Here is a 14,371-nt window from a genome sequence, read left to right as displayed (position 1 = left end):
AAAAAGACACGACGTTCCTATGAGTTATCTCAAGCCTCGCCGTGTCTTTTTTTGAAATTTTTTTATTTCAATTGCTTTTTATTAGGTCCTACAGATGTTATAAATGTGTTTTCACTAAATTTTCTGTATTCCAATACGAGCCCCAATTGCTTCTTACTTTTTTCAAATCCTCTTCTGGAGGCATCGCAATCGCTGGGAACTGATGTTTTTTTGTCGCATCAATCCCCATTTTTGATGAGGTTCTTCTTGACTTATCGAGCTGTGTTACTTCATCTGCTGCTTGCGATGGATCTAGCCGCACAGCAGGCATATCCTCTACAATGAAAATATCCTTATGAGGTTGAACACGCCATGATAATGCCCAGTTCAGCATAAATTGATCCCTAATATCAATATCCTCATCTACTACCACGCAGAATTTCGCAAGCGTCGGGTCAACAGACCATGCTCCAAGCATAACTTGCCGCACTTGTCCTTCATGCTCTTTTTTCATTGAGATGGCAAGATAAGCCGCCGCACCGCCAGCTTCAAGTAAATGAACATCCTTAACTGGTAAACGTAGATCCTTCACTAATGTTTTGTAAATCGCTGCTTCGCGCCCGATGCTACGAATCATACTCGATTCGCTCGGTGGCATCTGACTTAAGAATGCTTGATAAATCGGATCATTCCGGTGTGTAATACACGTAACATCCATGACATAAGACATTGCCTTTGGACCCATGTACCCAGGATATTCTCCAAATGGACCTTCAATTTCTAATTCATTCGGTCGGAAGTATCCTTCAATCACAATCTCTGCAGTTGCTGGAACATGAAGATCGACGGTTTCACATTTAACTAAATCGACCGCTTCCCCACGCAAACCACCAGCAACAGCAACTTCATCTAACCCATAAACGGTTCTTGCAACAGAGCAAAGACCAATCGTTGGGTCTGTACCCAAAACGATAGCAACAGGTGTAGGTTCATTACGCTCATCGTACATTTCCACATGTTTTCGAGCATGTTGAACGAAATTAACCCAAACCCCGAGCTTGTTTTTTTCCTTTAACTGAACTCGATAAGTACCGACATTTTGTTCACCAGTTTCGGGATCTTTTGTAAAAATAAATGGAGATGTTAAGTAAGGAGCTGGGTCATGCTCCCTTGTCCATGTGGGAACAGGAAATTTAAAAACATCTATTTCGTCCCCTTTTAGGATGTTTTCCTTCACAGGCCCAGTTTGAACAATATTTGGTTCAATCGGACGTTGTTGTGCTTCTGCCCACTTTTCCTGAATTTTGTCTTCTGTCGTTCCTAAGGCTAAAGAATAAATTTCACGAGAACCTCCTAAAATTCCAAAAACAACGGGTGTATTATAGCCTTTTACATTTGTAAACATAAGCGCTGGACGATCCTTTTGATTGATTGATTGGAATGCTACCCGTCCAACTGCTGAAATTTCCCAATCCTTATCTACTTCTTTATCAATCACTTTTAATTTCTCGTGTTTTTTTAACGTTTCTAAATACTCCCGTAAATCCTTGTACGCCATTCAACCACATCTCCTTTTAATGTATACTTTTTTGAATAGTATGTTTTCTTACAAATTAAGCGTACCAGTTTTCAAGTCTTCCATCATTAGCATCCTTTTGATATGATTATTTAAAATACTGAATTTTCTTATTTATTAATAAATAAGAATGAGATTTATATTACTTTTAAGGAAGTGACGTCCTATCAATGAGATTAAGAAGGTTCGTACAATTCTTTTTGACCTTGATGGTACTCTTATCGATTCATTTCAAGCCTTTTGCTCTATCGCTAACGAAATATGTAAAGAATTGGGATTTCCCCTCGTTAAACAAGAACATTTGTTATCCGTAGTAAATGATGGGAAATCGTTTTTTGATTTTTGTTTTTCAAATCATTCAAGTGATAAAGAGAAAAACATCACATTATTTAAGCAAAAGAGGGAGGAAATGTGGGAAGATCTCTTTCATAAAAATGTTAAAATCTTCCCAAAAACCTTCTCTCTCTTAAAGGAACTTAAAAAAAGCGGCTATAAAATCGGCATTGTAACTTCTTCAGGCAATGAGGTGTTACATTTGAAAAAAATAAGCCCACTTTTACAATATGTTGACACCGTCGTTACAAGAGATCATGTCACGTTGAAAAAACCAAACCCTGAAGGAATTCTCCTTGCTTTAAAGAACTTAAATAGCTCAAAAGAAGAGACGTTGTTTGTGGGTGACACACCGTTAGATATTCAAGCTGGAAAACGAGCAGAAGTTACTACTGTAGGAGTATTAAGTGGGACCTCCTCTTATGAAACGTTGGAAAGAGAGGAGGCAGATTTTATTCTAGAAACCACATCCGATCTTCCCTTTTTATTAAAAATTGATAACCAAAATGCAATTCTCGCCACCCACATTCTTCAAGGCAGATACACAAAAGGATTAAATAAGGCCACAGATTTTTTATCACAGAACGCAGTCCGAAATGAAATCGAACGTTTGACACAGCAGCAACCGTACCCTGGTACTCTTAATCTTTCACTGATTACATCTTCTTTGCTTAAGCTAGAATCTTTTTTCAAATCTACCCCTTCCATACAATTATCATTTAACGGAAAATATTGTCATGCAACCCTATATCCAGTTATGATTCATGCACATTCGATGAAGCAGCAAGCTTATATCCTTCGTCCAGAGCTCAAAGAATATGACCCTCTTAAAATTGAAATCATATCACCCCTTCATTTACAACAAACGTTGAATCTTCGGTTTTATGATTCGATTTACATTACACCCATTCAGTGAAAATAGTAAATAAATTAGGAGGAAACCATTTTGGATTTAGAGCTTTTAAAAACATTTGTAAAGTTAGCAAAAGTGAAGAGTATTCAAAAGGCATCTGACGAACTGTATGTTAGTCAATCTTCTATTATTAACCGCATTCGTGTATTTGAAAAAGAAATCGGTTACAAAATGTTTTTTCGAAATGGTAGAGGAATTGAATTAACACCTGAAGGCAAAAAAATGCTTATTTATGTACAAAAAACGATAAAGATTCTTAATGAAGGCGTGGAAGACTTAAAAAATGTTAAAAAAACAACTGGCAGAATCCATTTAGCATCAATATCCACTGCTGCAAGCTATATTTTGCCAAACTATTTACAATCCTTTCATCAAGAGCACCCGCATATCGGAATTAATGTAAGGACTTCGATCTCAACAACAATTATCGATTGGGTCATAAATGGAAAAGCAGATCTAGGAATTATCAAAGGCCCACTTTTTCATAACGGAGTGAGATCATTACTTCTTAGCTCCGATCCAATTGTTTTAATTGTTCATGTTCATCACCCTTTTGCACAGAAACCGTATGTAACGCCTGAAGATTTTAAAAATGAAACCGTGTTACCTTTTAACCGTAAGTCAAGGTACTGGTCAACAATTGCTAATTGGTTCGACGAACATCACATCCATCCAGATATGGGTATGGAATTTGATCATTTAGAGACAATTAAACAATTAGTCTTTGAAAATGAGGGCATTGGCTTTATTCCTTTAGCGGCAGTAAATGATGAGGAATCAAAAGAAACGATTAAAATTGTGCCTCTGAAGCCTCCATTAAAAGTTTCTAGAGACACCTTGCTCATCTGTAATAGCAAAAAGCCACTATCGATTCATTCTCAACAGTTTTGGGATTATATTGCTTGCACGTCCATAGCAAAGTAACTAGAGGAATGTAAACTTCCCCTAGTTACTTTACTTCCATCACGATTCAAATCATTTTGCTCGTTTATTGATCCATTTGTAATAATTGTTCGTTCAACGTGTTAAATGAAATGACTGAGGCGTACTTTGCATTTATATCGAATAAATTGGCACAATGAGCGAAGTATGACCGGTCAAAACACGCTTCTTCTACTACAAAAGTAGAAATACCATAAGAACAGGCATCCGTAGCTGTCGCTCGTACACAGCCTGACGTTGTCGCACCACAAATAATAAGGCTGTCAATCTGTTTTTGATACAAATACGAAACAAGCGATGTAGAAAAAAATGCGCTTGCTTTTGGTTTTTGTAATACCCATTCACCATCGCTTGGCCTTATTTCATCAGGTATTAATTGATAATAAGGGTCAAGGTCAACTTGCCTTATTGATTTCGTTGCTTTTCCAACCATTAACTGGCTTTCAACATCATTCTTTGTATAAATGATCGGAAGCTGCTTTTCTCGAATAACGAACAATAACTGCTGAATATATGGAATCGCTTCCCACGCCATTTCCCCACAAGCTGTAGGCACTTCCTCTATCGCTTTTTCAATGGTCGTTTTTCGTGTACCCGTAAATGCATAGGTGCAATCAATCACTAATAGAGCAGGCTTTATCCCTAAATCATTTGTTTGACTAAAAGTTTTTGAATAAAGAAGTCGCTCTGATTTAGGCATCACATCTTTCCAGGAATAATCCAATCGCCTCATCCCCCTTATCAAAAATAGTTTGCCTTTTAAAAAGCACCGTTTTAGTACTTGCGGTTTTTGAAATCCCTCTTTGAAGTTTGGTCACAATGTCCCTTTACTAGCATCAGATCATATGTCCGCCACCATCAACAATCATTGTTTGTCCAGTAATAAAATCACTTTCATTTGATGAAAGAAAAACTGCCGCCCCTAACAAATTTTTTTGTCTCTGTACACTTTTTCAAGCTCTTGACGCACCCTGCTCTCTCTCTTAATCTAATTGTTTCTTAATCGCAACTTTGTTTAATAATCGTTTATTCCCACATTTTTCCATCAAACATTTATTCACTAAACTTTCGCGGTCCGTTTAACCATTCCATTGAACAAGGGCAAATACATTTTTTTGGCTTCGCTCCTAGTTATTACCTTCCTAGAACCAAACCGAATAATAGATAGACAACAGCTCCCGCGCAAATGGCTACAAGGGAGGATGTTTTCCACGTTTCTTTGCTTAAGAACTTTAAAAAGAGAAATAAAAAGATTGGCACAACAATAAAATACGAGACATATCGAATGACAATGACAAAGATTAGTAACCAAATAAATATGTTAAACACTGTCTTCCATTCATTTTTTGTATTTATATTCTCCTTTTGTTCATCATCACTTTTAGAGTTAAAGTTTGCATTCCCAGCCAGTCCTTGCGTTCTCATGAACCCAAAAATTTTATTTTTAGGAAATAGATCTGACAAGAATTGCAAGAAAACCAAAACAAAAGTGAAGATACCAAACGTGAGCGGAAACACCCTTGCAATACTTCTAAAATCTAAACTTATAACAATCGTAGTTAATGAGAAAAAAATTAAGAACATGGAAAATATATGCCGATCTATACTTTTTTGCTTCATCACATTCCAACCCCCGAATCCTTTGGTGATTTCTTAAACTTTTTTATAAGCGGGAAAGATAGCATCAAAATTGTCACCAGAAACAACGCTAGTGATAAAGGACGATTGAAAAATCCTTCAACACCAAATAATTTTATCGTTTGATGATAATTTGATTCGAGTAACCCACCTAACACTAACGCAATGACTAACGGAATTCTTGAAAAGCCAAATCGATACATAATGTAACCTAATAGACCAAATAAGAGGGCAACCACAACATCTCCATGCTCGAATTGAGTCATGTAAGCTCCAAGTAAGGAAACAACTAAAATATTTGGCGCGATTAACATGACAGGTAGTTTTGTCAATTTCGTTAATTGAGGTGCTAAGAAAATTCCTAATGTGCTGACTACAATATTGGCAGCCAATAGTGCGTAGATAAGCTCTAAAATTAAAGTTGGATGGTCTAGCATAATCCTTGGCCCTGGCTGAATTCCATGCAAAATTAAAGCTCCCAATAGTACAGCCGTTTCCGCACTACCTGGAATACCAAAAATTAATGTTGGTACTAGAGCACCACCATCTTTTGCATTATTTGCAGATTCTGGGCCAATAACACCCCTTATGTCACCTTTACCGAACATCTCTTTATTTTTTGATGTTTGGACGGTTTGACCATATGCGATGAAATTTGCTACGGTTCCACCCACACCTGGGATAATTCCAATAATTGTCCCGATTATCGAACTACGAAAAAACACACCAAAATTTTTAAAAACGGAGCCTACTCCTTCCCAAACGCCTGTTATCCCAAGAGGTACCTTCTCTTTTGAAATTGTCCCCTTTTCTAACATCAGCTTAAATGCTTCACTTATCGCAAACAATCCGATTAAAGCTGGCACCATTTTTATCCCGTCGTATAAATAATCAATCCCAAATGTAAATCGCAATTCTCCAGTAATCGGATCATTCCCAACAGCTGCAAAAATAAAGCCAAGCCCTGCAGCTATTAATGCTTTCCACATGCTTCCTTGGGAAACAACAGCTATGACGCTAAGACCCATTAAAGCAATCATGACATATTCGGGGTATGAAAACGCTAAAACAATATATCGTCCAAAAGGTAAAATTAATGTGAGAATAATCACTCCAACAACAGCCCCCATTAAGGATGCAGTTGCTGCAGCCCCAAGAGCTACCCCCGCTTTTCCTTGTTTGGCTAAGGGATAACCATCAAAAACCGTTGCTGCATTCTGACTTGTACCAGGTGTGTTTAATAGAATGGCGGTGATGGAACCACCAAAAGTAGAGGCGCCAACCACACCTATTAAAGTTATAATTGCATGTTCTTGACTCATAGTAAGTGTAAGAGGCAAAAGTAGCGCCAATGCTTGCGTACCACCTAAACCAGGAATAACACCAAATACAAAGCCAAGTGTAGCACCTAAAAGTAAGTAGAGCGGACTAGGCCAAGTTATAAAAGATTGCAGAGCCATTAACGCTTGTTCCCACATGGTTTAACCTCCAAGATCAGAATTTGTGGGTCTTCAAATTTATGAAGACCCACTTTCAAAAAGCAATCTTTACTCGTATAGGATCTCAATTAAATCCCTATTTTCTTCTATATTCTTAATTCCGTTCTCAATAATTTCCACGATTCCTTCATGGTCTAATGGATCAGATTTTCCCCCTTCAAGGTTTGTTAATTTTTCTTGAAACTCGGGATCTTCAACTGTTTTCATAAATGACTCGCGCAGTATGTTTAAAATTTCTTCAGGTGTTCCTGGGGTAACCGCAATAGCACGGTGTAAAGATACTAAATCCACCAGGTCAGGGTTACCTAATTCACCAATCGTTGGTACATCGGGAAATTCTTCTAATCTTTCATTTGAGTACACCCAAAGTGGTGTAATATCTCCACTTTTAACATTTGGAGCTATCGTACCAATTGGAAACTGTGTCCAGGTTATATCTCCTCTAACAACTGATAAAATTGCTTCACTTCCTCCATCATGAGGGATTAACTCTATATCAAATCCTAATGTGTTAGCAGAGATAAGCATGCCTATCGTACCTGCTGACACAAGATTTCCTTGGGCTGCCGTTACAAGACCAGCATTTCTTAAATCATCTATTGTTTCTATGTCTGAATCCTTACTTACAGCTGCCATATATTGTACTTCTGAAACTCTTCCGATCCATTCCATATCCAACACATTAATATCATCATCAGCAAATATCATATCAGGTAAGATTCCAGGAACATTGAATATTCCAATCGTATACCCATCTGGATTTGCCCTTTCAACAGCTCGATATGCACTTCTACCTCCAGCTCCCGGCTTATTATCAATCATGAAATTAGCATTTGGTAAATACTTTGACCAATATTCTGCTAGGAGACGTCCTGTTGTATCAAATCCACCTCCTGGTGAATTGGGAACTACAAAGGTTATATTTTTCTTTGGGAATTCCACTTCTTCATTGCTAGAAACTTCATCACTATCACTTTCTTCATTTGAGCTTGCCATCGGTTGATTTGAATTTCCTGAACAAGCAGCTAAGATTAAAAAAATAGAGCCAACAAGTAACAGACTGTAATACTTGTAAAACTTTTTATTGTTCAATGAAAAACCTCCTTATTTTTATATTAATCTTGTATACGCTTACATTTTTTAATTTCGTTCGACAGAGATATTTAATTTTCCCCTTTGCTTCTACACCTTTCTACATTTTGTGAAATATTTCACAAAATTGAAGGCTCTTTTATCTCGCTTTCTTTTAATTTGCTATTTGTTTGTTTAATGGACTAGTAACTAGTTGATTTTATCGTTTTTAAATAATTTTCATCGTACTTTCTTTCCATCTTCTAGTAAGTACGTTGTCAATTTCAAATTGATCCAAAGTTCTTGCAACAATGTGATTGACAATGTCCTGAATCGAAGAAGGATGATTATAAAAAGCAGGAACTGGCGGTAAAATGACGGTACCCATTCTAGATAAGGCTAGCATATTTTCCAAATGAATATCATTCAGTGGTGTCTCTCTTGTTAACAGTACTAATTTTTTTCTTTCTTTCAAAACTACATCTGCAGCCCTTCCTAAAAGTCCTTCCGACATACCCACTCGAATGGAAGCAAGTGTTTTCATACTGCAAGGTGCAATAATCATACCATCCACTCGAAATGATCCGCTTGAAATAGATGCTGCCTGATTCATCGTGCCATGGACAGTGGAAGCTAAACTTTTTACTTGGTCAACTGTATAATTTGTTTCTAGCTTTATCGTTGTTTCTGCCCATTTAGACATGACAAGATGTGTTTCTACACCTACTGAACCAAGTGCTTCTAACATTTTTATCCCATAAATTGCTCCAGTCGCCCCCGACATCCCTACAATGATTCTCACTAATCCCACTTCCTTCGATTGATTTTTCTAAATATTTTTAATTCTTAGTTTAAATTTACTCATGTTGCTTCTATAAGTCAATGACTGCTCGCAGTCATATCATTAATACCTTCATTAATAATTTATTCAGTTGTAACAGCCTCCTTTAACCTATTTAGATCATGGGCAACGCTTGTGTGAAGAATACAAATTAAGCTTCTTTAAATATGTCCCTTAACATTTTAAAAATATTCGAAGAGATAACGGAATGATTTTCTCTTTTATAGATGAGAGACACTTCGCGTATTATTTTTGTATTGATTAAATTTTTTTTCACTAATTCCCCGTTTGCCATTTCTTTCTTTATTGCACTTTCCGGCAGAAAAGCCAGCCCCATTCCCGCTAAAACCATTTGCTTAACAGTAATGACATGCTCTAACTCCATTGACACATTTAATCGAGCCCCTTCTTTTCGGAAAGCCTCTTTTATAAGTTTGTAGGTGCCGGATAGACGTCGATAAACGATAATATTTTCACTCGTGAGGTCATGTACGGTGATGTTTTTTAAATGTTGAAAAGGATGTTGCCTAGAATGCACCAAATGCAGTTCTTCTTCAAATAACTGAAATGTTTCGATCTCATGATCTTCAGCGCTTCCTCGTATTAATCCAATATCAACCAGCTCATCTTTTACCATTTGAATAATTTCATTTGAAGAACCCGTGATGAATTTCAATTTTACGTTCGGCTCTTTTTTCCGTGCTTCTTTTATCTTGCGGGGTAGAATAAAGGTATTAATCGTTGGTGTTGCAGCAATGGAAATATTCTGCTCATTGTTTGCTAGTCGGTCTACACCAAACTGAAAGACTTGAAGTGCACGGTCTATATACGTCAAAAACCTCTTTCCAGCATCTGTTAATATCGCTTTTTGCCCTGTCCTCAATACAAGATTTTCATCTAATTCTTTTTCTAGCATTTTAATACGTGTCGTAACTGTTGGTTGGGAAATTCCCAGCTCTTTTGATGTTCGACTAAAGCTTTTTTCTCGATCCAATTTTTGCAACGTCTTTAACTGATGAAAATCCATAAAGGCCCTCCTTTGTTTGGATTTTAAATAATCATTCACAATTCATGCATCTCTTCTACCACGTTGTATAGAGATCACCTTGAAACTTGCTTACCGAAAAACAAAATGAGCTATTTGCATTTGATTGAAAACTTAGCTACATTTCGTCAACTTTTCGAAAAGCCCAAATATTTACTTTTTCTTTACCACCTTTAATACACTCATGCATTGTACTGAAAAAGGGATCATTTTCTTGTAACCGATCATCTTTTATTTCGTGATATTGTTCTTCATTATCTATATGGAATTCCTCAACAAATAAATTTTTTTGCTCCGTACCTTCGAAAATTTCAAAATCATTAATATTCCATTTATCTTCATGGTACTCTTTCAATTGGGGAATTAGCTGAAAAAACATCGCACGCTTTTCCTTTTTGACCCAATATTCAATAAAAATTTTAACCTTCATTTCAAAAAACCTCCTTTTAAATTTATCTACATATTATTCTCTGATTTTTCTTAATCACCTTTTTAAATGTACTAACATTGTATTTAATATCTATTTTAAGTAGCTGTTTATATTGTTAATACGTCTATTAAAGAATTGATAATAGCCTATAAATCTATAAAAAACAAAAAAAACACTTACCATTATTGAGGAACGGCAAGTGTTCATTTCTTCACATGAAAATCAAAAAACAGCTATTGAAGGCATTAAACGTATCCTTACTACGATTATAAATTTATAAATTAGAAAATTCAGAATTAAATTATTTTTAAAATTTGAGCCTATTTTTGCATAAACCACTTGCTTTGCAAAACGCTTTCAATGCTAAGATGATTATACTATAAAAAGGAGGGGATTTTTAATGGGTTTATTAAACATTTTAAAATTTACGTTTGCCATCAATCATGTGAATGAAGCTGATTTAAAAGAACTTGGTATTCCAAATGAACTTTGTCAGAACGCCCTTACATTCTTGCAAAGTCGTGAAATTTAATTCGTTTTTTTAGATGCCCGTAATGTTTTATTTTTTCGTCGTATGACCTATCCCATACTGTAGGTTACCAAAGCCTTAAGATATGGTTTGCCAGAACACAACACCTCTTGAATCTCATCATGTGAACCCATCAGAGACTACACAGTGATCAGACATTTTCTTATACCAATGACTGTTTACGGTATGGGAAGGCCTTGTTTTTTTTTAACTCCTCATTTTTACATTCAATTTTCTTTGTTTTATTTTAGCTTGCTTAAATGATTGTCCCAAACTTTTTGAATGTTTTTAGGTTGCCAAATAAACTCTTTCATTTGCTGTATTTCATCTTCCTCTAACGAATGGGCGTAGCCAATTTGACCAGCCATGTACTGCCGATAAGCATTTTCCTCTAAAAAGACACTTCTCGCAAAAACTTCCGTTAAATTATGACCTACAATGGCTGCACCATGTGCTTTCATTAATACAACAAAATCTTCACCCATCGCTTTTACTAATTCTGTTGCGATTTCTTGATTACTAATTGAATTTGCTTTTGGGAATATAGCGACATCGCCGATCACCGCTCCTTGGATAATAACTGGTCGTAAAGGAACTTTGGATATCGTAAATAAGGTTGACCATTTCGGGTGAGTATGGGCCACAGCATTGACATCTTCTCGATTTCGATACATTTCTGTGTGCAAGGGATATTCGTTGGGAGGCTGACCGTCTTCATCTAAAACATTGCCTTCTATGTCTATCTCAATAATATCTTTAATTGTCAAAGCACTCCTACTCGCCCTACGTTCATTTATAAAAATGCGAGATGTCCCAGGTAGACGTGCACTTACATGGCCATTAAAATCAATATGCTCTGCTCTCTCTAACATACGAATGGTATGAACAATGTTTTGTTTTAGCTGCTGTAACTCCACTTTTTGCATCTCTCCTTTTGATAATGAAACTCAAATGATGATGTGCCTAATCTGCTGCGGTTTTCGGAATAAATGCTACAACGATATTTCCTAGCAGGATAATTAAAGCAATAAAATAAAAGGTATACATTATACCAATTGAATCTGCAATCATCCCCCCGATAAGAGGTGTCAATGCAGCTAACATGCTTTGTGTTGTAAATAATAGACTTGTTGTCGTACCAGACATACTTTTTTTTGTACTGCTCATAATCCATGCTTGCATAACAGGTCGTAATGAATATAAAAAGAAGCCTAATATCGCTAATGTTGTAATGAGTAACCAATCAATTTGAATGAAAACTACGGCAACGACCAATACAGAGGTTATAATCATTCCAGAAAAAATAATCTTTCTTCTCCCTACATTATCTGAAAGCTTTCCCATTAACGGTGCTGCAATTAAACCACCAGCCTGCATAACCGTAATATATAAACCAACCAAAAACGGGGAGTATCCAAGTTCTAACAAGAGGAAAATAGGCAAAAATGTCATGAGCCCTAGCTGAGTCATGGAACGCATCCCACTTGCTAAAGCAATAAGTAAGACAGCTTTGTTTTTAAGAAGCTCTTTAAACCCAGCCATGTATTCAGGGAATGTTAACTTTTCACCGTTTTCCTTTTTGATCCCTTTATTTGATGTAACTTCAATGTTCCGTAGCATGAAGGCAATGACTATACCAACGACAATTGCAGGAATAATATTAAAATAGACTACATCCTGCCAACTTACAAAAGTTAAAACCGTACCAATAATTACTGGAGCCAATAAATCCCCTAAGTTAGCAGACATTCCGTGAACGCCGAAAACATAGCCTCTTTGCTTTGGATATAAGCTAGATAATGTTGAGAAGGATGCAGGGTGCCACATTTCATTGCCTATTCCCATAATGATAACCAATAACATAATCATCCAGTAAGCGTTCACAAAACCTAAAAATAAAAACGGTAAACCTGCTAAAATTAATGAGAGCAACATCAATAGATTTTTTTTGGTTGTCATATCCGTAATTGCACCGATCGGCATTCCAGCAATGGCCTTAACTAAGTACATAATTGTAACTAACAACCCTGCCTGGCCAACGCTTAGTCCGAATTGTACTGTAATTAAAGGCAACAAAATATAGAACGTTGCTGGATACCAATGGGTGAAGGTATGCCCTAAACAAATTCCCCAAAATGCTGTGTCCTTATTTGGATTGCCCTCAGTAGAAAGTTTTTCTGGTCTAACAGCCTCTGTGTTCAAATCGCATTCCCCCTCATGTAGAGATGAACTTAACCAACCGCAAGTATCATTGCGCCTACCATTCCAAGTAATGCCGCAAAAATAACCATTCGACTATAGGTTTCGTAATTTTTCAGGAAAAACATTGATAAAAAAATCGTCAAAAGCACTTCAGTTGATGCGATAAGCGCAACTCTGGAAACCTCTATTTTGCTTAAGGCAATAAAATAAAAAATTTGCCCTAAAGAGGAAAACACACCGGCCATAATAAGCCAGATTTCAAACTTTGTAAATGTCGCAATGACTGCCACACGATATCTTTCCCTAAACATTGCAGTAATGACAAATAAAATCGCCCCTACCCCAGCTCCTAACATGGACCCGAAGAATGGCTCAGGAATTTCACCCAACCCTATTTTCCTTGCAACATAGCCAAAGGCATAGCATAACGCTGAAAAAATCCCATACAAATAAGTAATATTCAGATCTTTTTTTAGGTTGAATCTTCTCCTGTTTTTTGTAGTAAGATTCGTTTCAGGAGCTTCAACATCCGCAGCGAGTTGTTTATTTACGTTATCGGTATTTGCTTTATAATTGTCGTAGATGATCATAGCAAAACTAGAGAAAATTAAAATCATCCCTAAAAACAAAGGTAAAGTAAAGGGTTCATTTAGAAGGAGGACACCTAAAATCACAGCAAAAAATGGGTTTAACCTTTTTATTGCGGTTGCTCTAATTGATCCTAAATATTGAATTGAATTGTAGAGAAGTGTCCTTCCTAAGAAAGTCGTTAGTACACCTGCAATACAAAACCAAATGAATCCGTTTACATTAATAATCGGCCAGCCGTTAGACAAGCCTACAACAATAAAAGCAAATCCCGATAACAATGCGGTGATTAATATCGAGAGGAAGGCTCCATTATTTTTAGATGCCTTCGTCGTTCCTCTTTTAATCATCACATTGGATAAAGAAAAGCCTAATGCTGCCAGTAACGCAAACAAACTACCCATAAAAGTTCCTCGCTATTTGAGAATTTTAACAAATAAACGTTAGCCATACGTTTACCAAACTTGAACAATATCACTAGCTTCCACTGCATCCTCTAGCGTTTTAACAATATAACCATCCTTCTCAACAATATCCCATTGATCATCGACTCTACGTAGGCCAATAACCACTTTAACGCCGTTATCTAATAGAAATTTGACTTCTTCACGTGCTGCTTCATCATATCCTAAAATTGCAACTCTTTTCCCTTTTAAATATTGATAATATTCAGACTCTCTTAGAAAATGTTGTGCCATGTTTCCTCACTCCAATACATCAATAAATTTTCATTTTCAAAAAAGTTTCATGTAAATCGTTCTTAGCTTTTGACTTAAGCTAAACAA

16 protein-coding genes are annotated in these 14,371 nt (G+C 36.4%); 3 read left to right on the top strand and 13 right to left on the bottom strand.

The window, feature by feature from the left end; all coding sequences use genetic code 11:
- Positions 1–97: 97 nt before the first annotated feature.
- Positions 98–1,537, bottom strand: coding sequence for a UbiD family decarboxylase (locus BLT_RS0109470; protein ID WP_017727552.1), 1,440 nt, complete (start codon positions 1,535–1,537; stop codon positions 98–100).
- Between the two features lie 184 nt (positions 1,538–1,721).
- Between BLT_RS0109470 and BLT_RS22660 the strand changes: the two genes are divergently transcribed.
- Together BLT_RS22660 and BLT_RS0109460 are read left to right on the top strand one after the other, a co-directional pair.
- Complete coding sequence (locus BLT_RS22660; RefSeq protein ID WP_338035656.1) at positions 1,722–2,804, top strand: HAD-IA family hydrolase; 1,083 nt, start codon at positions 1,722–1,724, stop codon at positions 2,802–2,804.
- A gap of 30 nt (positions 2,805–2,834) precedes the next feature.
- Positions 2,835–3,725, top strand: coding sequence for a LysR family transcriptional regulator (locus BLT_RS0109460; protein WP_017727550.1), 891 nt, complete (start codon positions 2,835–2,837; stop codon positions 3,723–3,725).
- 64 nt (positions 3,726–3,789) lie between these two features.
- On the opposite strand, the gene BLT_RS0109455 is transcribed toward BLT_RS0109460, so the two are convergent.
- The 8 genes from BLT_RS0109455 to BLT_RS0109420 form a co-directional block, all read right to left on the bottom strand.
- Positions 3,790–4,476 (bottom strand): isochorismatase family protein, encoded by a 687-nt coding sequence (locus tag BLT_RS0109455; protein WP_152414321.1) that lies wholly within the window; start codon positions 4,474–4,476, stop codon positions 3,790–3,792.
- A gap of 103 nt (positions 4,477–4,579) precedes the next feature.
- Positions 4,580–4,672, bottom strand: a complete 93-nt coding sequence (locus BLT_RS24945; protein ID WP_017727548.1) for an SDR family oxidoreductase — start codon at positions 4,670–4,672, stop codon at positions 4,580–4,582.
- 205 nt (positions 4,673–4,877) lie between these two features.
- Complete coding sequence (locus tag BLT_RS0109445; protein WP_017727547.1) at positions 4,878–5,363, bottom strand: tripartite tricarboxylate transporter TctB family protein; 486 nt, start codon at positions 5,361–5,363, stop codon at positions 4,878–4,880.
- Complete coding sequence (locus tag BLT_RS0109440; RefSeq protein ID WP_017727546.1) at positions 5,363–6,859, bottom strand: tripartite tricarboxylate transporter permease; 1,497 nt, start codon at positions 6,857–6,859, stop codon at positions 5,363–5,365. Before BLT_RS0109440 ends, BLT_RS0109445 begins: the two co-directional genes overlap by 1 nt.
- Positions 6,860–6,928: 69 nt before the next feature.
- Complete coding sequence (locus tag BLT_RS0109435; protein WP_017727545.1) at positions 6,929–7,972, bottom strand: Bug family tripartite tricarboxylate transporter substrate binding protein; 1,044 nt, start codon at positions 7,970–7,972, stop codon at positions 6,929–6,931.
- A 208-nt stretch (positions 7,973–8,180) separates the two neighbouring features.
- Entirely contained in the window at positions 8,181–8,753 is a 573-nt protein-coding gene (locus BLT_RS0109430; RefSeq protein WP_017727544.1) for a UbiX family flavin prenyltransferase, read from the bottom strand.
- A gap of 190 nt (positions 8,754–8,943) precedes the next feature.
- A complete protein-coding gene (locus BLT_RS0109425) occupies positions 8,944–9,819 on the bottom strand; it encodes a LysR family transcriptional regulator (protein WP_017727543.1) in 876 nt (291 codons plus the stop codon).
- A gap of 136 nt (positions 9,820–9,955) precedes the next feature.
- Positions 9,956–10,267 (bottom strand): hypothetical protein, encoded by a 312-nt coding sequence (locus BLT_RS0109420; RefSeq protein WP_017727542.1) that lies wholly within the window; start codon positions 10,265–10,267, stop codon positions 9,956–9,958.
- A gap of 400 nt (positions 10,268–10,667) precedes the next feature.
- On the opposite strand from BLT_RS0109420, the gene BLT_RS24690 reads away from it, so the two are divergent.
- Positions 10,668–10,799: a hypothetical protein gene (locus tag BLT_RS24690; protein ID WP_017727541.1), complete on the top strand. Its 132-nt coding sequence runs from the start codon at positions 10,668–10,670 to the stop codon at positions 10,797–10,799.
- Positions 10,800–11,038: 239 nt separating this feature from the next.
- Here the strand turns inward: BLT_RS24690 and BLT_RS0109410 are convergent, their stop codons facing one another.
- The 4 genes from BLT_RS0109410 to BLT_RS0109395 are packed head-to-tail and all read right to left on the bottom strand — an operon-like array spanning position 11,039 to position 14,284.
- The gene (locus BLT_RS0109410) at positions 11,039–11,722 is read right to left on the bottom strand and encodes a class II aldolase/adducin family protein (RefSeq protein ID WP_026105055.1); all 684 of its coding nucleotides are present in this window, start codon (positions 11,720–11,722) and stop codon (positions 11,039–11,041) included.
- A gap of 37 nt (positions 11,723–11,759) precedes the next feature.
- Positions 11,760–12,998 carry an MFS transporter gene (locus BLT_RS21695; RefSeq protein WP_017727539.1) on the bottom strand — a complete coding sequence of 413 codons (1,239 nt, stop codon included), beginning with the start codon at positions 12,996–12,998 and terminating at the stop codon, positions 11,760–11,762.
- Positions 12,999–13,027: 29 nt separating this feature from the next.
- Entirely contained in the window at positions 13,028–13,990 is a 963-nt protein-coding gene (locus BLT_RS0109400; protein ID WP_017727538.1) for a DMT family transporter, read from the bottom strand.
- A 51-nt stretch (positions 13,991–14,041) separates the two neighbouring features.
- Complete coding sequence (locus tag BLT_RS0109395; protein WP_017727537.1) at positions 14,042–14,284, bottom strand: hypothetical protein; 243 nt, start codon at positions 14,282–14,284, stop codon at positions 14,042–14,044.
- Between the last annotated feature and the right edge of the window lie 87 nt (positions 14,285–14,371).

It is taken from the genome of Halalkalibacterium ligniniphilum (assembly GCF_000334155.1).
GTDB lineage: Bacteria > Bacillota > Bacilli > Bacillales > Bacillaceae_D > Halalkalibacterium > Halalkalibacterium ligniniphilum.
Note: the sequence above shows the minus strand (reverse complement) of the source record. Positions and strands in the feature narration are given on the sequence as shown.